The sequence below is a fragment of the Janthinobacterium silvisoli genome, from assembly GCF_014200725.1.
GTDB lineage: Bacteria > Pseudomonadota > Gammaproteobacteria > Burkholderiales > Burkholderiaceae_D > Janthinobacterium.
On the sequence record NZ_JACHCL010000002.1, the window covers coordinates 1088853 to 1108826 of the forward strand.

Here is a 19974-nt window from a genome sequence, read left to right on the forward strand (position 1 = left end):
CGCCATAACGCATGCGCAGCGCGTTCACTTCACATAGAATCAGGCGGCTTGCGCGGGATACAAGCCGCGCACCCGCGCAAACAAGCGGGTCAAACCCAGCAGCGCATCGATATGCGGCGTGGCGATACCGAGCCGCTGGCCGATTTCACGCACCGCACCGACGATGTTGTCGAGTTCGAGCGGCCGGCCAGCCTCGGTATCTTGCAGCATCGACGTCTTGAACGAGCCCAGGGTGCGCGTCAACAGATTGCGGTGCTCAGGCGTTTCCGGGATCGCGCAGCCGATCTGCTGGCCGATGGTTCCCGCCTCGCGCATCGCCGCGATGCAAAACTCCCTGACCAGCGCATCGTCGAGCACGACGTCGGCCGTCGCGCCGGTGATCGCCGACACCGGATTGATGGTCAGGTTGCCCCATAGCTTGTACCAGGCGTCATAGCGGATATTGGCCGACAGCGGCGTCTCGATACCGGCGCCGACCAGCAGCGATTGCACCTTCTGCGCGCGCTTTGATAATGCGCCGCCCGGCTCGCCGATCACCAGCTTGTTACCCGTCTTGTGCATCACCAGGCCAGGCTCCGCCAGCCAGGTCGCCATATACACTACACAGCCGAGCACGTTTTCAAATGGCAAGGCGGCGCCGATCGCACCGTCCGGGTCGACGCTGGAAAGCGGTTGCGATCCCAGCGCCGGCACACCGTGGCCAAACCACCATGGCACGCCATTCATTGCCGGCAACAGTACGGTATCGGGACCCAGCAGCGGCTGGATTTGCCGGGCAACCTCGGCCAGCGCCGGCCCCTTCACGGCCAGGATTACCAGGTCTTGCACGCCCAGTTCGGCCGGATCGGCCACCGCATGCGCCGGCGCCTGCAACAAGTTCCCCGCTTCCTGCAAACGCCAGCCATGCGTTTGCAGCGCCGCCAAGGTCGCACCGCGCGCCACCACGCTCAAGTCACACTGCCCGGCAGCGGCCAGCCTGGCGCCGATAAAGCCGCCAATCGCGCCAGCGCCCACGATACAAACCTTCATGCTACCTCCAATGATTGATATTACAATAATTACAAAAAGTAATGCATATGGAAAATATTTTCCAATGGATGGTAACTCATCCGGGCACAAAAAAAAGGAAGCCGAAGCTTCCTTTTTTGGTTCATCTCATTGTGGATAACGCTTAGTTTTGCGTCAGGAAAGTTTTCAGCTTGTCCGAACGCGAAGGCTGGCGCAGCTTGCTCATGGCTTTCGCTTCGATCTGGCGGATACGCTCGCGCGTCACGTCGAATTGCTTGCCCACCTCTTCCAGCGTGTGGTCGTTCGACATTTCCACGCCATAACGCATGCGCAGCACTTTCGCTTCGCGCGGGGTCAGCGAGTCCAGCACTTCCTTGATCACGTTGCGCATCGAAGCGTGCAGTGCGGCGTCCAGCGGCGCCAGGGTGGTGTTGTCTTCGATGAAGTCGCCCAGTTGCGAATCGCCATCTTCGCCCATCGGCGTTTCCATGGAGATAGGCTCTTTGGCGATCTTCATGATCTCGCGCACCTTGTTTTCCGGCATTTCCATCTTGACAGCCAACGTCGCCAGGTCCGGCTCGCTGCCGGTTTCCTGCATGATCTGGCGCGAGATGCGGTTCATCTTGTTGATCGTTTCGATCATGTGCACCGGCACGCGGATGGTGCGGGCCATGTCGGCGATCGAACGCGTGATCGCCTGGCGGATCCACCAGGTGGCGTAGGTCGAGAACTTGTAGCCGCGGCGGTATTCGAATTTATCGACCGCTTTCAGCAAGCCGATATTGCCTTCCTGGATCAGGTCCAGGAATTGCAGGCCACGGTTGATGTATTTCTTCGCAATCGAAATCACCAGACGCAAGTTGGCGACCGTCATTTCGCGCTTGGCGTGACGGGCGCGCTTTTCGCCGGCAGCCATCTGCTTGTTGATCTTGCGCAAGTCAGCCAGCGGCAATGCCACGCGGGCTTGCAGGTCGATCATTTTCTTTTGCAGCTCTTTTACGGCTGGCACGTTGCGGCTCAGGATGGCGCTGTACGGATACTTGCAATCGACTTCGCGGTCGACCCATTCCAGGTCGCATTCATTGCCTGGGAAGACTTTGATGAAGTGGGCGCGCGGCATGCCGCATTTGTTGACGCACAGCTCCAGCACGGCGCGCTCGATATGGCGCACTTCTTCCATCTGGCCACGCAGGGTGTCGCACAGCTTTTCCACCACCTTGGCGGTGAAGCGGATGCCCAGCAATTCCTGGGAAATGGCTTCCTGCGCCTTGATGTAGGCTTTCGAGTTGTAGCCCTCGGGCGCCTTGCGCATCTTGTCGTACTGGGTCGAAATGACATTGAATTTCTCCAATGCATTCTTTTTCAGTTGCGCCAGTTGTTCGCTCGAGAAACCGGCCGCGCCGCCATTGGCGTCGCCGTCTTCTTCCTCGGCTTCTTCTTCCTCTTCCTCGTCGTCGCCCACCGTGGTTGGCGCTGCGACGGCGGCAGGCGCCGGCGCCGTGCTTTCGTTCAGGTCGACGAAGCCGTCCACCACTTCATCGACCTTGACTTCGTCGCGGGCGATTTTTTGCGACAGGGCGACGATTTCACCGATGGTGGTCGGGCAAGCGGAAATCGCCTGGATCATGTCTTTCAAGCCACCTTCGATACGCTTGGCGATTTCGATCTCGCCTTCGCGCGTCAGCAGCGCCACGGCGCCCATTTCACGCATATACATGCGCACCGGGTCGGTGGTGCGGCCAAAATCGGAGTCGACGGTCGACAGCGCGGTGGCGGCAGCCGCTTCCACTTCATCATCGCTGGTGACGGTGGCGACGTTGTCTGTCAGCAACAGGCTTTCCGCGTCAGGGGCGCGCTCGTAGACGGCGATCCCCATGTCGTTGAAGGTGGCGATGATGCCTTCGATCGCCTCCGGATCGATAATGTTTTCTGGCAATTGGTCATTGATCTCGGCATAGGTCAGGAAGCCGCGTTCCTTACCCATATTGATCAAGCCCGTGATTTGCTTGCGGCGGCGTTCCAGATCCGCTGCGGACGCTTCCGGATCGCCCAGTGCATCGGCCATGCCGCCCTTGGCCTTGCGGTCGCGCGCTTTCGAAACGGCCTTCAGTTCGGCGCGTTCGACGGCGTTCAGTGCTGCCACTTCATCGTTTTCCGGCGTGAATTCGCTCGGCTTACGGCCACGGCGGCCTGGTACCTTGACGGTCGGCAGGAAATAGTTCGAGGTATCGATGGCGGCCAGGGCGTCGGCGTCGGTGGTCTTGCTGACCACTTGCGCACCGCTGATGATGGTCACGGGCGCCGGTTCAACCTTGGCGCGCACGACTTTGGAGCGGGCAGCGGTGACGACCTTGTTGGTGGCGGCGCTCTCGGTCACTTTACGTGGCGCTGCAGCGACCTTGACGCCCGGGGCGATTTTCACGCTCGGCACTTTCGCTGGCGCAGCTTCGGCAGCCTCAGCCACCGCCTCAACGGCAGGCGCGGCAGCAGGCGCTTCCGGCGCCGCGTCCACTGGCGGCACGGCCAGGCGCGAACGGCTCTTCTTCACCACCGTGACCACGGTCGGGGTAGTGGCAGGCGCTTCCGGATTCGCTTGCGTATTATCGATGAAGTAAGATAAAGTCGTTTTAGGTACGGCAAGTTGCGCAGAAGCAGGACGGGGAGCCTTGGCGGACAACGTTAATGTTTTTGGCGTATTCTTCATAGATATCTCTTAATGCGAGACCAGATGGTGTCGGCGCGAAGTGAATGATCCCACCTAAGCCTGCGAAACCGGACTCGATGGAGCGTGTTGTTGCGGCTGCCGTCTAAAGGCAGCGGCGCCTGTTTATCGGAACGTTCAAGGCCCGCGCATCCAGAAACAGGAGCAGCGGGGCCGAAGCCGGGTCAGATAAATAAGCGATGTACATTGCGGAATGAAAAAAAGCCCGTACCAGAACGGGCTTGAATCTTGTTCAGTGAAGACACAGCGGAGAGCAAGATTATGCATGAAACGCCCTTATCTGGATAATTGATAAGCAACATACCGCATATCAACAATACTCATAATTGCGCTCCAACAAGACCTTGCTACCATCCCCTTCAGCTATGACCGAAACCTTTAAAAACAAGGCCTGATGATCACGGCGAGCCGACATTATACACATTTCCCGTATTTCGCGCCCTGCTTTATGCTGGCCCGGTGCTTGCTTGATGCTTATTTGCCCCTTATCCGATGCTGGCTCGCTTCCATGTTCGCCCACTATCGCTGAGGCCTTTAACGCCCATTCACGCTGGCCACCGCCTCCAGGATCACCGCCGCCACTTCATTCGGCCGTGATAGCAGCGATATGTGGCTGGCGCCGGGGATCAGCGTCACGCGCGCATGGATGCGGCTCGCTTCCTGCCTCTGCAAGGCAGTCGGGATAATCTGGTCGTTGCCGCTCAGGGCCCAGAAGGCCGGCTTGGTCTTCCATGCTGCATTGCTGACCTTGTCCTGGAGGATATGCTGGAATACCGGCCCCTGCGTCGCTTGATACACCGCGGCTTCTGCCCGGCTGAAGTCGGCCGCGAACAGGCTCACATAGGTTTCCAGATTCAGCCACAAATAGCCGGCGGAATCGGCGACCAGGCCGCTTTGCCAGGCGCCGGGCGGGTAGGTGCTGGTGATGTCGGCGATCGACTCGCCATCGCCGGGTGCAAACGCCGCCACATATACCAGCGCCGCGACCTGTTCCACGCTGCCCGCTTGCGTAATCACTGCACCACCATACGAATGCCCGGCCAGCACCACCTGGCCGCTTTGCATCGCGATGGCCCGGCGCACGATCTGCGCATCCTGCTCCAGCGAGGCGCGTTGCAATTGCACCGCGACCACCGTCAGGCCACGCTGCTGCAACAACGGGATCACGCGCGACCAGCTCGAACCGTCGGCCCAGGCGCCATGCACCAGCACCACGCTGGTCGGCAAGCGTGGCGCGGGGCCATGGCCCGCAGCGCAAGCACCCAGCAGCAGCGGCGCTATCGCGCATACCAGCATTCGCATGGCGGACTTCCACAGATTGCGCTTCATGGCTTGCTCCCTGGTTTGATTGACATGCTTTGACTTCGCCGCTTCAAGGCTACTCCGCCAATTGATCAGCTTGCTTGCGGCGCATCAAGCGGCGGCCAGCTGCGATTGATGCAACTTGACGGCGCCGGCGATTTTCGTGCAAGTTGCCAAAAAAGACAATGCACTTGCCTGTGGCGCGTGCTATGCTCCCCTTTTATAGCCTAACCCCATGAAGTCGATGACCAGCTCCACGCCAGACCAGCAAGCCACCACTCCTGACACGCCAGCCGATGCAGTTGCTGCAGTTGCAACACCTGCTGCTGCGCCAGCCGCACCTGCCGGCTTGAGCGCGCGCGCCTTGCTCAAACAGTTCCAGGAGCAATTCCCGCCTTTCCGCGATTGCCTTCCCCTGGCTATCGGTATCGACAAGCAGATCCTGGCCCGCCTGCCTGAGCTGGACCGCAAGCTGATGCGCACGGCGCTGGGCATCCACACCGGTTCGCTGCGCTACCTGCGCGTGATGGAAAAGGCCAAGGTGCGCTACGACCTCGACGGCGCCGCCGGCGCGGAAGTCACGCAAACCCACCGCGACCACGCCACGCAAGTATTGCAGCAACGCTTCAAGAAAGAAGCCGACCGCAAGAAAGCCGAACGCGAAGCAGCCGCCGCTGAAGAAGCGAACCGTTTGCGCCTTGAAAAGCTGAACCAGCTGACCGCGAAATTCTCGCGCAAAGGCTGATCCAGCTTCATGGAAACAGCCGTCGCGCCGCCACTACCGCCCTACCAGGGTATACAACTGGCCCAGGTCAAGCTGGTGCGCAGCAGCGATGATGCGCGCGAGGCCATGGCGGCACTGCTGGCGGCCGACGCGATCGGTTTTGACACTGAATCGAAGCCCACTTTTGTCAAGGGCGAGTCGTCCACCGGCCCGCATCTGATCCAGCTGGCGACCGACGACATCGCCTACCTGTTCCAGGTGGGCGTGGCGCCGACACCGGCCCTGGCGGAATTAAAGGCCATCCTCGAATCGACCACCACCATCAAGGTGGGGTTCGGCCTGTCCGATGACGTCAAGCGCTTGCGCGCCAAGCTGGGCATCATGCCGGCCCAGGTACTCGACCTGTCCGTCGCCCTGCGCGGCGGCCAGCGCAACGACCTGGGCGCCAAGACGGCAGTGGCCAAGTTCTTCGGCCTGCACCTGCAAAAATCCAAGAAAATCTCCACCACCAACTGGGCCGCATCGCGCCTGACGGAAAAGCAGATTTTATATGCGGCCGACGATGCGCAAGTCGCCCTGCGCGTGTACCGCCGCTGGATCGCCGACGGCGGCAAAGTAGCGCCGCAAAAAGCACCGCGCACTGCGCCAGCGCCACAACCCGCCGTCTAAGCTTCTCTTGCCGACAATTGTTGCGCGGCCAGCCGCCCCAGGGTGGTGATCGCCGCTGCCACCTGCGCAGTCCACGGGTGGCCGTAATTGAGGCGAATGCAATGGCCAAAAGCACGCGTGGCCGAAAAGATGGGCCCGGGCGCGATACTGATGCCTGCCTGCAAAGCACTCCTGTGCAAGGCCAGCGCATCGCATCCTTCGGGCAATTCCAGCCAGACAAAATAACCGCCCTGAGGCCGAGACACGCGCGTACCTGGCGGAAAATGCTCGGCAATCGCCTGCAGCATACTGCGCTGCTGCGTGGCCAGGGTCAAGCGCAACTGGCGCAAGTGGCGCTCATAACCGCCCTGCGCCAGATAATCGGCCAAGGCCATTTGCAGCGGCACGGGCGCCGACAAGCTGGTGGTCAGCTTCAACCGTTCGACCTGGCGCGCAAAGCGCCCCGCCACCACCCAGCCCAGGCGAAAGCCCGGCGCCAGCGTTTTTGAAAACGAACTGCAATGCATCACCAGGCCGCGGCGGTCGGCGCTTTTACTGAGACCCGGACGCTGCTTGCCGAAATACAGCTCGCCATACACATCATCTTCGATCAACGGCACGGCGTGCCGCGCCAGCAAATCCACCAGCGCACGTTTCTTTTCCAGCGGCATCAGGCTACCCAGCGGATTCTGAAAACTCGTCATCAGCCAGCACGCCTTCGGCCGGTGCCGCTCCAGCAAACTAGCCAGCGCATCGAGGTCGACGCCATCGCGGGGGCTGGTGGCGATCTCGACGGCTTTCAGTTCCAGCCTTTCCAGCGCCTGCAAGCAGGCATAAAAACTGGGCGACTCGATCAGCACCGTATCGCCGGGCCTGGTCACGGCTTGCAAACACAGGTTCAGCGCTTCCAGCGCGCCATTGGTGATGACGATCTCGTCACTGGAGACATGCACGCCATCGAGCTGGTAGCGCAAGGCGATCTGGCGGCGCAACTCGGCATTACCGAGTGATAAATCCGTCACCGCGCTCCAGGGATCGAAGCGGCGCATGCTGGCCGACACGGCCCGCGCCAGCCGATCCATCGGGTACAGCTCCGGGCTGGGGAAGGCTGAACCCAGCGGCACAATATCGCGCGAGGAAGAGGCGCCCAGCACCTCGAACACCAGATCGCTGACATCGACGTCGGTACGTACCTCGGCGGGCCGCGAGCTGCTGGGCTCTGGCGCAAGACTGGCCGCTTGTGGTGCTACGTAATAACCGGAACGGGGCCGCGACACGATCAAGCCACGCGCTTCGAGCAAATAATAGGCCTGGAATACCGTCGAGGGGCTGATCGCCTGCCGCGCCTGCTGCTGGCGCACGGACGGCAACTTGTCGCCAGGCAGCAGCAACTGGCCGCTGATCATGCTGGCGATCTCGTCCGCCAATACTTCATATCGCTTCAAGCCGTCCCTCCTCCATTACGCAAACTGATCCGGTGTTTTCTTTACACAACTGATCCTGTTCCTATTTATGCAAGCAGTATATCCTTGGCAATTAAGCCAGCATCGCCGGCCAGCACAGACAGGTGAACTATTTCATGCGATTCAATGTTTCCAGGTTCTCGATTTTCCTCGGCAGCATAGCCGCCCTGCTTTCCGGCTGGGTCATGGCGGCGCCGGCGATCCTGCCCGACAGCCTGGAGCAGCGCATCAAGGCTTGCACGGCTTGCCATGCCAGACAGGAAGGCCAGGACGCCTTCTTTCCCCGCATCGCCGGCAAGCCGGCCGGCTATCTGTACAACCAGCTGATCAATTTCCGCGACGGCCGGCGCCAGTATCCGATGATGACGTATATGGTGGAACACTTGCCGGACGCCTATCTTCGCGAGATCGCTGAGTATTTTGCCGAGCAACACCCCACGCCACCGCCGGCCCAGCCCAGCAATGCCAGCGCAGCCGTACTGGCGCGCGGCAAGCAACTGCTACAACAAGGCGATAGCAGCAAGAAAATTCCTGCCTGCATCACCTGCCATGGCGCCCAGCTGGCCGGTGTCGCGCCCGCCATACCCGGTTTGCTGGGCTTGCCGCGCGACTATATCAACGCGCAGTTTGGCGCCTGGAAAAACGGCGTACGCCGCGCCCAGGCGCCCGACTGCATGGCGCAGATCGCCGAGCGCCTGTCGAACGAGGACGTGGGCGCCCTCTCGGCCTGGCTGGGCACGCAAGTGGCCAGCGCCGCCACGCTCCCCGCTACCAGCATCGCCCTGCCCTTGCCACTGCACTGCGGCAGCGTGCCTGGCTCGACCGCAGAGGTGGCGCCATGAAGAAGGCCATGATTGCCGTGGGCCTTGCATTGATCATCGCAGGCAGCGCCAAATTCCTGCTGTGGCCCGACGACGATATCGGCCCGCCCGCCCCGCCCAGCAGCTTGAGCCAGGAACATCTGGTCGCACGCGGTGCCTATCTTTCCAGGGCGGGCGATTGCATGGCTTGCCACACGACGCGCGGCGGCGTGCCCTATGCGGGCGGCCGCGCACTGCAGACACCGTTCGGCCAGGTGATCTCACCGAACATCACGGCGGACCGCGAAACAGGCATCGGCAGCTGGACGGCTGATGATTTCTGGCGCGCGCTACATAACGGCAAGTCGAAAGATGGCCGTTTGCTCTATCCCGCCTTCCCCTACACCAATTACACCAAGGTGCGGCGTGAAGACAGCGACGCCCTGTACGCCTATTTCCAGAGTCTGCCGTCGCATACGCAAGCGAACTTGCCGCATGCCTTGCGCTTCCCTTACAACCAGCAAATCGCGCTGGCTGCCTGGCGTGCGCTGTATTTCAAGCCAACCGTCTACCAGCCGGTAGCCGGGCAAAGCATGGAATGGAACCGGGGCGCATATCTGGTGCAGGGACTGGGCCATTGCAGTGCTTGCCACAGCAGCCGCACGACTTTGGGGGGCAGCAATGATGGCTTGTCGGGCGGCCTGATTCCCGTACTGGGCTGGTATGCGCCCTCGCTCACCTCGGACGCCGAAGCAGGCTTGGGTGACTGGGAAACCGACCATATCGTGCAATTGCTGAAAACCGGCGTTTCGCCGCGCGCCACCGTGTTTGGCCCCATGGCCGAGGTGGTGCGGCAAAGCCTGCAGCATATGGATGAACCCGACGTGCGGGCCATGGCGATCTACCTGAAAAGCTTGCCTGGCCCGGCCCAACCGGTCAAACCGGCGCCACGCGACAACTCGGAAGCGGCGTTGGCCCAGCTGACAGCTGGCGCCAAGCTGTATGAAAGCCACTGCGCCAGCTGCCACCAGGCCGATGGCAAGGGTTTGCCACCCGGCTACCCGCCGCTGGCCGGCAACCGCGCATTGACCACGACCTCGGCCGTGAACGCCATCCGCATCGTGCTCAACGGCGGCTTTGCACCGGGCACGGCCGGCAACCCGCGTCCCTACGGCATGCCGCCGTTCGGCCCCGTACTGGACGACCGCGAAGTGGCGGCCGTGGTGACGTATTTAAGGGCCAGCTGGGGCAATGATGCGCCGGCGGTGTCGGCGCTGGAAGTGAATAAGTACCGCAGCGTGCCGTTGGAATAAATCTGGGGTCAGACCCGCCGGGTCTGACCCCAGCAGTTGCTGTGGGGGTAAAAACAATTACAACACTATCAGCGGAACTTGCTCTTGTGCCCAGTCTTCAAATCCAGCGCAAAGCGCACGCCGTTGTCGGTCAGCATGACTTCATCGGGCGGCTCTTCGCCGGCCAGGGCGCCGTCGATCAGCGGCAAGCCTTCGCCTTTGCGCATCAGCTCGTCGCAACGCTCATACACGTTCGGGCAACCGGTGGCCGCCATCAGCGCTTGCACGATAGCCACTTTCCAGGCATCGACGCCGCCGGCGTTAAATTCGCAGATCAGGTAGCCTTGCGCGCCGCCAAACAGCTGCACCACCAGGCCCGACAAACCTTCTTCTTCGCCCTTGATCAGGGTCAATAACTGATTCTCGCCGGCTTTCTTGATGGCAGGCAAACGCTTCTCGATGGCAGCCTTGACCCTGCGCTTGATCAGCGCATGGTCGATCGGCTCATCTTCCTTGAAGGTCCAGATGCGGGCGCGGATCTGCGACTTCGAATTGTAGGCGGCGCGGGCAATGAATTGGCGCGACGAGCTCTGCACGATGGCCGTCGAGCCAGGCTTCATTTTTTCCTGCGGCTTGCCTTCGACTTTATCAATCGCAGACGCATAGATGAACGATTGGCCCAGCAAGCTTTTTTCCTTGCCTTGTTTGATGGTGATGATCAGCATGTAATTCCAGTGTAGTGACCGGCACGCGCCGGTCGTCATAATTCCCGCATGATACCTCATGCCAACCTGTCGCATCAGCTTGCATTCTATGCCTGCCTGGCGGCAGTCTGTCGCAGTGGCATAGCTGCAACGCCAGGCTTGCCTTACTATCCATCTCAACAAACAATAACTTAATCAACAACTGACACAGGGAGTTTTTTATGGTGCATACGATTTTCCACACCCGCATGTCCGCCGCGGCGCGTGCTCTCCTGCTGGCCATCGGCGTGTGCGCGATGGCCGCGCCAGCCACACCAGCACTGGCCTCGCCTTTGGACTGGATCGCCGGCAGCAAGATCAAGGGTAGCGGCAAGCTGCAAAAACAGACGCGTGAAGTAGGTAGTTTCAATGGCGTGGCGCTCAATGTGCCTGGCCACGTCGAACTGCGCATTGGCAATACTGAAAGCATCACCATCGAAGCCGACGACAATATCCTGCCCCTGGTCGATACGGCAGTGGAAAATGGCACCCTGCGTATCCGGCCTTCAAAACGCAATACCAATTTCTACGCAACAACCCTTAACATCGTCATCCAGACGCGCCATGTGGAGCGCATCAGCGTCGGTGGTTCGGGCAGCATCGACGCGACCGGCTTGCGCGGCGACAGGCTGCGCTTCGACGTGGGCGGCTCGGGCGCCATCAATGCACGCGACATCGACAGCCGCAGTGCCTCTATCAATATCGGCGGCAGCGGCAGTTTCACGGCCAGCGGGAAAACGGAGCAGTTTACAGCCTCGATCGGCGGCTCGGGCAATATCCAGGCCGGCCGCCTGGCCGCCAGGGAAGTGCAAGTGAGCATAGGCGGTTCAGGCGAAGCGCAAGTATGGGCCAAGGAGGACTTGAACATCAGCATCGGCGGCTCGGGCGAAGTGAGCTACTACGGCGATCCACGCGTCAGCCGGAATATGCGACGCCCGGATAGTGTGAAGCACCTGGGCAGCGCACCTAACTAAATAAACCCTTCCCCATCAAGACAAAGCCCGGATCAGTCCGGGCTTTGTCTTTCAGGAACCGCACTTAGCGGGCCGGCTTCACCGGTTCACGGTCGATCTGCACCGTGGTCACGCTATCGGTCAGCCAGATCTGGCCATCCTGTATCGTGCATTGCAGCTGCATGGTGCGCTGCGCCAGGCCACTCATCTGCTGGGCCGCTTCGGAGGGCAGGTTGATCACGGTCAAGTTCTTCGCCCGTTCCAGTTTGTTGGCGATCTGTTTCCACCAGATATGGCTGGTCGCGCCATAGCTGTAGACGATCACCTGTTCCGAACGGCCGCACGCCTTCAGGATGCGTTTCTCGTCGGGCTGGCCCACTTCGATCCACAGCTGAATGGCGCCCGTCAAATCCTTTTGCCACAAGTCAGGCTCTTCGGTATCGAACAGGCCCTTGGTAAAGGTCAGCGCCTCGTCGGCGTGGATGGCGAACGCCAGCAGGCGCACCATCATGCGCTCGTCGGTTTCAGACGGGTGGCGCGCCAGGGTCAGCGCATGATCCTGGTAATAATTGCGGTCCATATCGGCGATCTGCAGATCGGCTTTGAATATCGTTGCTTTAAGGGCCATCGTGTGCTTCTGTAGGTATAAGTGTAAATAAACAAAAAATTAGGGCAACTTACAACACCTGACAAAACCGTAGCGAGCGGAAGGGAGAGGTGGCTGAGAAGCGCAACCGTACTTTAGTACGGTGAGCATCGCAGGCCGCCTATACCGACGCGCAGTAGGTTTGGTCAGGTGTTTTAGCGGAAGACGACCGTCTTATCCCCATTTTGCAGGATGCGGTGTTCGACGAACCATTTGACGGCGCGCGCCAGCACCACACATTCCACATCGCGGCCGATCGCCGTCAGGGTTTCGACATCCATGGCGTGGTCGACCCTCTCCACATCCTGCTCGATGATCGGCCCTTCATCCAGCTCGCCCGTAACAAAGTGGGCGGTAGCGCCGATCAGCTTGACGCCACGGTGATGCGCCTGCGCATACGGCTTGGCGCCCTTGAAGCTGGGCAAAAATGAGTGGTGGATATTGATTGCGCGCCCGGCCAATGCCTGGCACAGGCCAGGCGACAGGATTTGCATATAGCGCGCCAGCACCACCAGGTCGATCTTGTGCGTGTCCATCAGCTCGATGATGCGCGCTTCCTGCGCCAGCTTGGCCGATTCCGGGGCACCGGTCGCCAGCGGCAAGTGATGAAACGGAATATTGTAACTGGCCGCCAGCTGGTAAAACTCCATGTGGTTCGACACGATGGCCGGAATTTCCACGTCCAGCAAGCCGCTCTTGTAACGGAACAGCAAATCGTTCAGGCAATGGCCGATCTTGGACACCATCAGCATCACGCGCGGCTTGCTGCGCGCATCGTGCAACTTGCCGTGGAAGGGACCGTTCAACTGCATCGCTTGCGACAGTGCGGCAAAGTCCTCGCGCAACTGGGCATCGCTGACAGCGCTCTCTTCCAGCGCAAAATGCACACGCATGAAAAACAGCCGCGATTCCGGATCGCCAAACTGCGCCGAATCGATGATGTTGCAGCCATGCTCGGCCAGGAAACCCGAGACACGATGCACGATGCCGCGCTGGTCCAGGCAAGACAGGGTCAGGATGTATTCAGGATGCATTATGGTCGTTCAAGGAAGTTGAATAAGGGTGATGCCAGCTACCGCGCAGCCCGATATTGTCGCACGACCAAGCCCCATCAGCCGCATTTTCCATGCATCGGACAGCGGTATCGGCTTCCTGCAAGCTATTTCCTGGATTGTTGATCTAGCACAAGGCCCGCGTATTCTTCAATCTTCCAGGGGAAAACATCGCCATAAACCCGCATGCCGCGTGGAACCTGATGGCCGATTCAGCGTCTATCTCTTTGCTTGTTTCATACGTCGCATCCGCACACCGGGTGTTTCCAGGACCAGTTCTTTTTATTGAGGTAGAACATGTTCACAACGAGTGTCAGCCCCGCCCTGAAATCCCATCTGCAAGCCCAGCTTCATTTCGCTGCCGACTTGTCACGCAAGTTCGTCGACATGGCGCAACAAGTGAGTGAACTCAATCTGCGCCTAAGCCAGGAAATGCTTGAAGAGTTCAACAAGACCCATCAGCAGATGCTGTCGGCGCGCGACCCCGGTGAATTCCTTGCGCTGGCCGTGGGCCAGATGCGGCCGGGCGGCGACAAACTGCAGCACTATCAGCAGCAACTGTCCCGCGTGATCGCCAACGCCAATGTCGAACTGAACCGCACAGCAGAGACCCATATCCCTGAGACCAGCCGCACGGCTGCGGCGTTCGCCGACGAGGTGGTGCGCAAGGCAGGGGAAGAAACGGAAAAAGCCAGCCAGCGCCAGCGCGACCTGATCGAAAAAATGCACGCCAGCGTACTCGTCGATGGCGCGGATCACAAGAATGCCGGCAAGCGGGCCAACCAGACGCATTGACAAGCCGGGCACCCTCAATTTATCCCATCTCAGTGACGTAATCGACAGCAAGGAGAGCAACATGGCTAGCAATCAAGGCAATGAAGGCAACCAAGGCAAAGGCGCTGGCAGTAGCCAGAAAACGGAAGTCCACGGCGCTCAGAAAGTGCCGGCCAAACGGGGTTTCGCGGCAATGAATGAAGAACAGCAACGCGAAATTGCCAGCAAGGGCGGCCAGGCCGCGCATCAGAAAGGTACGGCGCACGAATTCGATTCGGAAGAAGCGCGCCGCGCCGGTCAAAAAGGAGGCGAAGCGGTCAGCCGCAACCGCGAACATATGGCGGAAATCGGCCGGAAAGGCGGCGAAAGCCGGCAATCAGCCAACCGTGATAACGAAAACCGCGGCGGCTCGGCCAGCCGCAGCGGTTCGTCAGAACAATCGTCCAAGACTGGCCGGCAAGGCAGCAGCAAGAACGACGACAAGGCTTAGGCCAGGTCTGCACTCTGCTGCAAGGTAGCCAACATGGTGGCATGCACGCCAGCGGGCGCCGCCAGCAGGCTGTGCGAGCGCAGCCCATATGGAGCGCCTTCTGCCGTTGTGACCAGACCGCCCGCCTCGCGCACCAGCAAGGCGGGGCCGGTGCAGTTGTAACCGTCTGGGCCGTAGACCCAAAAACCGTCCAGGCGGCCACACGCCACGTAGGCCATCTGCAAGGCGGTCGGTCCCAGGTTGCGCACGGCGATGGCGTGTTCCAGCATGGCGCCCAGCGACTGGCCCGCCTGGCGCAGCGCTTGCGGGTAGCGAAAGGCAAATGGAGGCTGGCTGCTGGCCAGGATGCTTTCATGAAAACTGCTGCGGGCATTGACCGTGATTGGCAAGCCATTGCGAAACGCACCGCCGGGGCTGGCTACTTTGGCTACTTTGGCTACTTTGGCTACGGCCGCTGCTGTGGACATGGCATCTTGCTTCGCTGCCACCGCGTGGAACAGTTCTTCATGCATGGCGTCGTAGACCACAACTAGTTGCGGCTGGCCGTCGCGCAGCAGTGTCAAGGTTGTGCACCATTGCGGAATCGCGCGCAGATACTGGACGGCGCCGTCGATCACATCGCACAGCCAGCAGTCACCGGACGGCATGGTGATGCTTTCGTCCAGTTCGCCGCCTGGCTCGCCATCGAACCAGCTGATGGCAGGGTACAGTTGCGCCAGGCGCTGGCGCAAATCATCGGCCGCTGCGCCGTCGATGCGCTTGAAGGTGGCAAACAGCGGCCCCGTTTCCGTCACCGGCGTCAAGGATTGGAACTGCTGCTTCAATTGCTGGCCCGTCAGGCGCACTTGCTGCAATACCACGTCGATATCAATTCCTGCGGCATTGGCCGCGCTCATTGCATTGATCATTGCATCATTCATCATCACACTCCTCTGTCAGAAAAGTGCAGTGTCCCGCCAGCAGGCTTGGCGCGCTAACGTTAAAATGCCATGAGATAATTGAATCGGGCCAATAATTGGCGCAATAAGCGGCCCCATACCTGCACACACCTATGACGCTAACTGCTGTCACCCCGGCGTTTCTTGAACGGCGCCTGACGAACGATGCGCCGCTGCTGATCCTGCCGCAAACAGCGCAGGATGGCCGAGGCAAGCATTTGCACGTGCATCCGGAAGGCCAGTTGTATCTAGCCTTGCAAGGTTTGATCGTGGTCGAAGCGGGCGATGTGCGCACCGTTCTGCCACCGGGGCACATCGGCTGGATACCGCCTGGCCTGCGCCACGGCGCCAGCGCGCATAGCCAGCATGCCACTGGCAGCCTGGTGGGCCTGACGATTTACCTGGCGCCCGCGCTGTGCCAGACGCTGCCTGCGATCTCGCAGGCATGGCGGATGACGCCGCTGATCGACGCCGTACTGGACCGCTTGCGCGAACTGCCGCCCCACACATCACTCGACGCGCGCCATGTGCGCCTGCTCGACGTGCTGCTCGATGAGCTAGCCCATACGCCAGCCGAAGCGCTGCGCCTGGTGATGCCGCGCCACCCGCGGCTATTGCAGATGGCGGCCGCCATCGCCCATGATCCGGCAGACGGGCGTAGCCTTGATGCCTGGGCGGACGCACTGGGCCTGTCGCGCCGCAGCGTGACGCGCCATTTTCGCGAAGAAACCGGCATGTCGCTGATCGCCTGGCGCCAGCTGGCGCGCTTGCAGCGAGGCATGGAATTGCTGCATGCGGGCGAGGCCGTGACCACGGTGGCGCTGACCCTTGGTTATGACAGCGTCAGCAGCTTCATCGCCCTGTTCCGGCGCGTGCTGGGCACCACGCCAGCCAGGTTTGCAGGCAGGTAACAAGTTCCATTTCCTCCATTGTGGTACATTCTCGCCTCGTTCCCAGCCCTCCCCGCCCCAGATGCAAGCAACCCTGAAATACCTGAGCGCCTATTCCGAGCAAACGCTAACGCAAGTGCGGCAACTGATTGCGCAAGACAAGCTGGGCGAAGTGTTATTGAAACGCTATCCGAACGCGCACGATGTACGCAACGACAAGGCCTTGTACCAGTACGTGCAGGATTTGAAGAATGAATTCCTGCGCAACGCCGAGCCGATCAACAAAGTGGCGTTCGACAGCAATATCCACGTGATCAACCATGCGCTGGGCCTGCACACCTCGATCTCACGCGTGCAGGGCGGCAAACTGAAAGCCAAGCATGAAATCCGCGTGGCCACCATGTTCAAGGAAGTGCCTATGGAATTTTTGCGCATGATCGCCGTGCATGAGCTTGCGCACGTGAAGGAAAAGCAGCACGACAAGGCTTTTTATAAACTGTGCACGTATATGGAACCGCAATACCACCAGTACGAATTCGATGTGCGCCTGTATCTGACCCAGCTGGACCTGTCGGGCCAGCGTTTGTGGTCGTGATATAAAAAAGGCCACCCTCGTCAACTCCGGGTGGCCTGAATAGATCAATCTCCGCCAGCCTCAGGGCGCGATGTCCTTCAGGCGCTGCACCAGCGCGGCCGGATCGGCATCGGCATTGAGGAAGGCCGCATGTTGCGGGCGGATAAAACCCTGCTCCTTGCCGTTTTGCACGAAGGCGATCAAGCCATCGTAAAAATGGTCGACATTGAGCAAGCCGATCGGCTTGGCGTGGATACCCAGCTGGGCCCAGGTCAGCATCTCGAACAGTTCTTCCAGCGTGCCATAGCCACCCGGCATGGCGATGAAGGCGTCGGCCAGGCTGGCCATCATGGCCTTGCGCTCATGCATGTCTTTCACGACAAACTGGCGCGTCAAGCCCGTATGGCCCACTTCGCGCTCGACCAGCTGGGTGGGGATCACGCCCGTCACCTCGCCGCCCAGGCGCAGCACTTCATCGGCGATGACGCCCATCAAGCCGACCTTGCCGCCGCCATACACCAGCGCGATATTTTCCGATACCAGCACGCGCGCCAGCGCGCGCGCCGCTTGCGCATATTCAGGGGTCACGCCAGCGTTGGCGCCACAGTACACACATAAAGCCTTGATCACATCTATCCTTAGTCTTTCAGTTCATCAATAGCGGCTTCGACTTCCAGCCGCTCCTTGGCATCGAGCGCCACGCAATCGGCAGCCTGGCCGTACAGGGCGAGCACTTCCGCCAGTTTTTTCTTACCGTCGAGCATATTCAAGGCGCGGCCATATTCGCTATGGGCCAGGGCCGAAGTAGGATTGAGCGCCAGCGCCGTCTTGAAATGCTGGTAGCCATCATCCTTGCTGGCGCCATAGGTCAGGCCGCCTATCATGCCGCCTACCTTGTCGATGATTTCCGTATGATAAATCCCGAATGCCACATGCGCCTCGGCGTGCAGCGGCGCCAGGGTCACCGTGCGGTTCAAACTGTTGCGCACCTTCGCACCCAGTCCCTGCGCCAGCGCCTTGACGACGGAAATACCGAGCGCATAACGGCCCAAGCTGTAAGCATGCCAATAAAAGCCGGCCGGATTGTCGGGCTGTTCCTGCTGCTGGCGTTCACAGCGCTCGGCCACCTCTTCATACAGCGCCAGCCTGCGCTCTTCGTCCGTTTCCAGATGGGTAGCGTACACGCACGTGGCCTTGTGCGCCACGGAATAACCGGGCACGCCGGCCGCCAGGCCCAGCTTGACGGCCCGTTCGAAATCGCCTGCATGAAAGGCGATCCAGGCTTGCACCAGCCTGTCTTGCTGGGGAAAGAGCTCCACATCGCCCGTGTGCAAACGCTTCCAGGCAGCTTCCAAAGTCTGTGGCGTATAGACATACGCGTCATCGGGATACGGAAATTGTGTCCAGGCCATGCCGATTCTCCAGTCAGCGAGCGTGCTCTTCGCGTCCACGGTGGGCGTCGTACCGTGGACGGCCAGTCAATCGCTCTTCAGTTTAGTCACATACTCTTCAGACAGCTTACGAAACAGCAGATGCGTTTCGTTACGCAAATACGGGCCGATCAGCGACAGCACCTGGTAACAGCCACGCGCCAGCGCATCGGACATCGATTGCTGCTCGGTGTACTTGCGCGGATTGCGCACATATTCGTACGACAGCCAGTAGGTTGCCACCACCACCATATTGGTCGCCATGGCAGAAATTTCCATGTCCGACGCGGCCAAAGACTGCTCGCTGCGCAAGTCTTCGCACAGCTGCGTGGCCACCTTGATCTTGTGCGCCAGGATCAGTTTGAAGTGCAATTCCAGCTTGCGGTTGCGCGACAGCAAATCATTGAGGTCGCGGTAAAAGAAGCGGTAGCGCCAGATCAGCTCGAACATCAGGTGCAGATACAGCCAGACATCTTCGATATTCGAACGGCGCCCGTCCGGCACCGTCAAGATGCGCTCGATTTCCGCCTCGAACTGGACAAAGATCGAGTTGACGATGTCGTCCTTGTTGCGAAAATGGTAGTACAGGTTGCCCGGCGAAATATTCATTTCCTCCGCAATCACGGTAGTCGTGATATTCGGTTCGCCAAATTCGTTGAACAAGCGCAGCGACAACTCCAGGATGCGTTCGCGGGTGCGGCGTGGTACTTTTTGTAGCATGGCGGGCAGTCTCTCTTTGTTCTGCCGCAAGCATACCATCTAAAATAGTTCCAATGAAACAGCACACGGTGCCAGCACGCAGAAGCGCAGGATACGTGCCATGGCAAAAAAAAGCCTGCACGGGCAGGCTTAGCGATGCGGCGCGCTAGTCATTAGCAGTCTTCTTTCGCGCTGCCGTCCTGGCGGCTGGCTTCACAGCCAGTTTCACAGCCGGTTTGACGGCTGGCCTGGCGCGCGCTTTCACGGCGGGCTTGGCGATGGGCTTGGCGGCAACCTTGGCGGCAGGTTTGCGTGTCGCCCTGGCTGCCGGTTTGGCGCCCGACAATACCGCCACCTGGCGGCTCAGCTGGTCGATCCGTTCATGCAGCGCAGCGATCTCGCCTTGCGTGGGCACGCCGATGGTGGCCAGCGCGCGCGCCACGCGCTCTTCAAACACTTGTTCCAGCTTGTCCCAGGAACCGCTGGCCTGCTTGCCGACGCCGCCGGCGATCTTGCTGACGGTGTCGCTGAAAGTCCCGCCGACCCCGGCCGCCTTCTCTTCGGCACGCTGCTGAAACGCCGTGCCTTCCTTGACCAGTTTGGAAAATACCCGGCCGCCCTCTTCCTGCGCCTTGGCGAAAGCGCCCAGGCCCGCCTGCCAGATCTGCTGCGCAGAGTTGCGCACGGCGTCGGCCAGCTCGCCGTCTTCCGCCAGTTCCTTCAGTTTCTTCGCCATCATCGCCTCCTTGCATTCGATTGCCCATGGACCAGCAATTTGATTGTAGTGAGCAAAACTAGAGCGAGGAATCTAATACGATAGAGCGCC

21 protein-coding genes are annotated in these 19974 nt (G+C 60.3%); 9 read left to right on the forward strand and 12 right to left on the reverse strand.

The genetic code is table 11. From position 1 onward, the window contains the following. Positions 1-39: 39 nt before the first annotated feature. From HDE75_RS15010 to HDE75_RS15020, 3 genes are all read right to left on the reverse strand, one after another. Positions 40-1029: a 2-dehydropantoate 2-reductase gene (locus tag HDE75_RS15010; RefSeq protein ID WP_183676925.1), complete on the reverse strand. Its 990-nt coding sequence runs from the start codon at positions 1027-1029 to the stop codon at positions 40-42. A gap of 142 nt (positions 1030-1171) precedes the next feature. Then, positions 1172-3712 carry an RNA polymerase sigma factor RpoD gene (gene rpoD / locus HDE75_RS15015; protein ID WP_183676924.1) on the reverse strand — a complete coding sequence of 847 codons (2541 nt, stop codon included), beginning with the start codon at positions 3710-3712 and terminating at the stop codon, positions 1172-1174. Between the two features lie 552 nt (positions 3713-4264). After that, entirely contained in the window at positions 4265-5059 is a 795-nt protein-coding gene (locus tag HDE75_RS15020) for an alpha/beta fold hydrolase (RefSeq protein WP_260174077.1), read from the reverse strand. 208 nt (positions 5060-5267) lie between these two features. On the opposite strand from HDE75_RS15020, the gene HDE75_RS15025 reads away from it, so the two are divergent. Together HDE75_RS15025 and HDE75_RS15030 are read left to right on the forward strand one after the other, a co-directional pair. After that, positions 5268-5777 carry a ProQ/FINO family protein gene (locus tag HDE75_RS15025; protein WP_183676923.1) on the forward strand — a complete coding sequence of 170 codons (510 nt, stop codon included), beginning with the start codon at positions 5268-5270 and terminating at the stop codon, positions 5775-5777. A gap of 9 nt (positions 5778-5786) precedes the next feature. Then, positions 5787-6425 carry a 3'-5' exonuclease gene (locus HDE75_RS15030; protein ID WP_183676922.1) on the forward strand — a complete coding sequence of 213 codons (639 nt, stop codon included), beginning with the start codon at positions 5787-5789 and terminating at the stop codon, positions 6423-6425. Here the strand turns inward: HDE75_RS15030 and HDE75_RS15035 are convergent. Continuing rightward, positions 6422-7849, reverse strand: coding sequence for an aminotransferase-like domain-containing protein (locus tag HDE75_RS15035; protein WP_183676921.1), 1428 nt, complete (start codon positions 7847-7849; stop codon positions 6422-6424). The two genes, HDE75_RS15030 and HDE75_RS15035, sit on opposite strands and share 4 nt — an antisense overlap. Before the next feature lie 134 nt (positions 7850-7983). Here HDE75_RS15035 and HDE75_RS15040 point away from each other — a divergent pair, with 134 nt between their 5' ends. Both HDE75_RS15040 and HDE75_RS15045 read left to right on the forward strand, forming a co-directional pair. Then, on the forward strand, positions 7984-8709 hold the full coding sequence (locus HDE75_RS15040) for a c-type cytochrome (protein ID WP_183676920.1): 726 nt from the start codon (positions 7984-7986) through the stop codon (positions 8707-8709). After that, a complete protein-coding gene (locus HDE75_RS15045) occupies positions 8706-9980 on the forward strand; it encodes a c-type cytochrome (protein WP_183676919.1) in 1275 nt (424 codons plus the stop codon). Before HDE75_RS15040 ends, HDE75_RS15045 begins: the two co-directional genes overlap by 4 nt. Before the next feature lie 68 nt (positions 9981-10048). Here HDE75_RS15045 and HDE75_RS15050 read toward each other — a convergent pair whose 3' ends face one another. Next, positions 10049-10684 (reverse strand): SAM-dependent methyltransferase, encoded by a 636-nt coding sequence (locus HDE75_RS15050; protein WP_183676918.1) that lies wholly within the window; start codon positions 10682-10684, stop codon positions 10049-10051. Between the two features lie 200 nt (positions 10685-10884). Here HDE75_RS15050 and HDE75_RS15055 point away from each other — a divergent pair, with 200 nt between their 5' ends. Then, a complete protein-coding gene (locus HDE75_RS15055; RefSeq protein WP_183676917.1) occupies positions 10885-11676 on the forward strand; it encodes a head GIN domain-containing protein in 792 nt (263 codons plus the stop codon). 64 nt (positions 11677-11740) lie between these two features. Here HDE75_RS15055 and HDE75_RS15060 read toward each other — a convergent pair whose 3' ends face one another. After that, positions 11741-12283 (reverse strand): YaeQ family protein, encoded by a 543-nt coding sequence (locus tag HDE75_RS15060; RefSeq protein WP_183676916.1) that lies wholly within the window; start codon positions 12281-12283, stop codon positions 11741-11743. 173 nt (positions 12284-12456) lie between these two features. Further along, positions 12457-13338: a formyltetrahydrofolate deformylase gene (gene purU, locus HDE75_RS15065; protein ID WP_183677991.1), complete on the reverse strand. Its 882-nt coding sequence runs from the start codon at positions 13336-13338 to the stop codon at positions 12457-12459. Positions 13339-13650: 312 nt separating this feature from the next. Between purU and HDE75_RS15070 the strand changes: the two genes are divergently transcribed. Together HDE75_RS15070 and HDE75_RS15075 are read left to right on the forward strand one after the other, a co-directional pair. Continuing rightward, positions 13651-14148: a phasin family protein gene (locus tag HDE75_RS15070; RefSeq protein ID WP_183676915.1), complete on the forward strand. Its 498-nt coding sequence runs from the start codon at positions 13651-13653 to the stop codon at positions 14146-14148. A gap of 61 nt (positions 14149-14209) precedes the next feature. Further along, positions 14210-14617, forward strand: coding sequence for a KGG domain-containing protein (locus tag HDE75_RS15075; RefSeq protein ID WP_183676914.1), 408 nt, complete (start codon positions 14210-14212; stop codon positions 14615-14617). Here the strand turns inward: HDE75_RS15075 and HDE75_RS15080 are convergent. Next, positions 14614-15540: an inositol monophosphatase family protein gene (locus HDE75_RS15080; RefSeq protein ID WP_183676913.1), complete on the reverse strand. Its 927-nt coding sequence runs from the start codon at positions 15538-15540 to the stop codon at positions 14614-14616. The genes HDE75_RS15075 and HDE75_RS15080 overlap by 4 nt on opposite strands. 128 nt (positions 15541-15668) lie before the next feature. On the opposite strand from HDE75_RS15080, the gene HDE75_RS15085 reads away from it, so the two are divergent. Both HDE75_RS15085 and HDE75_RS15090 read left to right on the forward strand, forming a co-directional pair. Then, on the forward strand, positions 15669-16466 hold the full coding sequence (locus HDE75_RS15085) for a helix-turn-helix transcriptional regulator (protein WP_183676912.1): 798 nt from the start codon (positions 15669-15671) through the stop codon (positions 16464-16466). 61 nt (positions 16467-16527) lie between these two features. Further along, positions 16528-17040: a YgjP-like metallopeptidase domain-containing protein gene (locus tag HDE75_RS15090; RefSeq protein ID WP_183676911.1), complete on the forward strand. Its 513-nt coding sequence runs from the start codon at positions 16528-16530 to the stop codon at positions 17038-17040. 60 nt (positions 17041-17100) lie between these two features. On the opposite strand, the gene HDE75_RS15095 is transcribed toward HDE75_RS15090, so the two are convergent. From HDE75_RS15095 to HDE75_RS15110, 4 genes are all read right to left on the reverse strand, one after another. Next, a complete protein-coding gene (locus HDE75_RS15095; protein WP_183677990.1) occupies positions 17101-17646 on the reverse strand; it encodes an LOG family protein in 546 nt (181 codons plus the stop codon). 11 nt (positions 17647-17657) lie between these two features. After that, entirely contained in the window at positions 17658-18431 is a 774-nt protein-coding gene (locus HDE75_RS15100; protein ID WP_183676910.1) for a tetratricopeptide repeat protein, read from the reverse strand. Positions 18432-18497: 66 nt separating this feature from the next. Beyond that, complete coding sequence (locus HDE75_RS15105) at positions 18498-19169, reverse strand: TetR/AcrR family transcriptional regulator (protein WP_183676909.1); 672 nt, start codon at positions 19167-19169, stop codon at positions 18498-18500. 145 nt (positions 19170-19314) lie between these two features. Next, positions 19315-19884: a phasin family protein gene (locus HDE75_RS15110; RefSeq protein ID WP_183676908.1), complete on the reverse strand. Its 570-nt coding sequence runs from the start codon at positions 19882-19884 to the stop codon at positions 19315-19317. Positions 19885-19974 lie beyond the last annotated feature (90 nt).

What these genes read in the sequence shown, in the direction of transcription:
- HDE75_RS15010 (WP_183676925.1), bottom strand. Translation starts at nt 1,029, where the DNA reads ATGAAGGTTTGTATCGTGGGCGCTGGCGCGATTGGCGGCTTTATCGGC.
- rpoD (WP_183676924.1), bottom strand. Translation starts at nt 3,712, where the DNA reads ATGAAGAATACGCCAAAAACATTAACGTTGTCCGCCAAGGCTCCCCGT.
- HDE75_RS15020 (WP_260174077.1), bottom strand. Translation starts at nt 5,059, where the DNA reads ATGAAGCGCAATCTGTGGAAGTCCGCCATGCGAATGCTGGTATGCGCG.
- HDE75_RS15025 (WP_183676923.1), top strand. Translation starts at nt 5,268, where the DNA reads ATGAAGTCGATGACCAGCTCCACGCCAGACCAGCAAGCCACCACTCCT.
- HDE75_RS15030 (WP_183676922.1), top strand. Translation starts at nt 5,787, where the DNA reads ATGGAAACAGCCGTCGCGCCGCCACTACCGCCCTACCAGGGTATACAA.
- HDE75_RS15040 (WP_183676920.1), top strand. Translation starts at nt 7,984, where the DNA reads ATGCGATTCAATGTTTCCAGGTTCTCGATTTTCCTCGGCAGCATAGCC.
- HDE75_RS15045 (WP_183676919.1), top strand. Translation starts at nt 8,706, where the DNA reads ATGAAGAAGGCCATGATTGCCGTGGGCCTTGCATTGATCATCGCAGGC.
- HDE75_RS15050 (WP_183676918.1), bottom strand. Translation starts at nt 10,684, where the DNA reads ATGCTGATCATCACCATCAAACAAGGCAAGGAAAAAAGCTTGCTGGGC.
- HDE75_RS15055 (WP_183676917.1), top strand. Translation starts at nt 10,885, where the DNA reads ATGGTGCATACGATTTTCCACACCCGCATGTCCGCCGCGGCGCGTGCT.
- HDE75_RS15060 (WP_183676916.1), bottom strand. Translation starts at nt 12,283, where the DNA reads ATGGCCCTTAAAGCAACGATATTCAAAGCCGATCTGCAGATCGCCGAT.
- HDE75_RS15070 (WP_183676915.1), top strand. Translation starts at nt 13,651, where the DNA reads ATGTTCACAACGAGTGTCAGCCCCGCCCTGAAATCCCATCTGCAAGCC.
- HDE75_RS15075 (WP_183676914.1), top strand. Translation starts at nt 14,210, where the DNA reads ATGGCTAGCAATCAAGGCAATGAAGGCAACCAAGGCAAAGGCGCTGGC.
- HDE75_RS15080 (WP_183676913.1), bottom strand. Translation starts at nt 15,540, where the DNA reads ATGATGAATGATGCAATGATCAATGCAATGAGCGCGGCCAATGCCGCA.
- HDE75_RS15085 (WP_183676912.1), top strand. Translation starts at nt 15,669, where the DNA reads ATGACGCTAACTGCTGTCACCCCGGCGTTTCTTGAACGGCGCCTGACG.
- HDE75_RS15090 (WP_183676911.1), top strand. Translation starts at nt 16,528, where the DNA reads ATGCAAGCAACCCTGAAATACCTGAGCGCCTATTCCGAGCAAACGCTA.
- HDE75_RS15100 (WP_183676910.1), bottom strand. Translation starts at nt 18,431, where the DNA reads ATGGCCTGGACACAATTTCCGTATCCCGATGACGCGTATGTCTATACG.
- HDE75_RS15105 (WP_183676909.1), bottom strand. Translation starts at nt 19,169, where the DNA reads ATGCTACAAAAAGTACCACGCCGCACCCGCGAACGCATCCTGGAGTTG.
- HDE75_RS15110 (WP_183676908.1), bottom strand. Translation starts at nt 19,884, where the DNA reads ATGGCGAAGAAACTGAAGGAACTGGCGGAAGACGGCGAGCTGGCCGAC.